The sequence below is a fragment of the Salinimicrobium oceani genome (assembly GCF_012037645.1).
This window is the reverse complement of sequence record NZ_JAAVJR010001682.1, coordinates 1-281: the sequence shown is the minus strand read 5'-3', so window position 1 is coordinate 281 and position 281 is coordinate 1. Positions and strand designations below refer to the sequence as shown.

The following is a 281-nucleotide window of genomic DNA, read 5'->3' as shown; positions in this document are numbered from 1 at the left end:
GAACAGGAACCCGCGTTTAAAAATAATATCCTGCTCCCGCAAGGCATAGCCGCTCTTTTTCACGTACATGACGTTGTTAAAGATCGACCATCCAAAAAGCAACAGGATCACAATAACTGCCCAAAATAGGTATTTATGAAATTCGGTAGGTAAAAAGGTGGATCCGAGAAATATTCCCACCGCAAAAAAGAGAAATGAGAGGGTTGTTCCCACCTGCAACTTCACGAGATATTTTTTCGAAATAGGATGCAGCGTCACTTCCTCAAACTTGGGAAGAGAAG

At 42.3% G+C, this 281-nt stretch carries 1 protein-coding gene; it reads right to left on the bottom strand.

The genetic code is table 11. The annotated features are described in order from the left end of the window. A partial coding sequence (locus tag HC175_RS23590) for a YdbT family protein (protein WP_168140143.1) occupies positions 1 to 281 on the bottom strand: 281 nt, incomplete at both ends.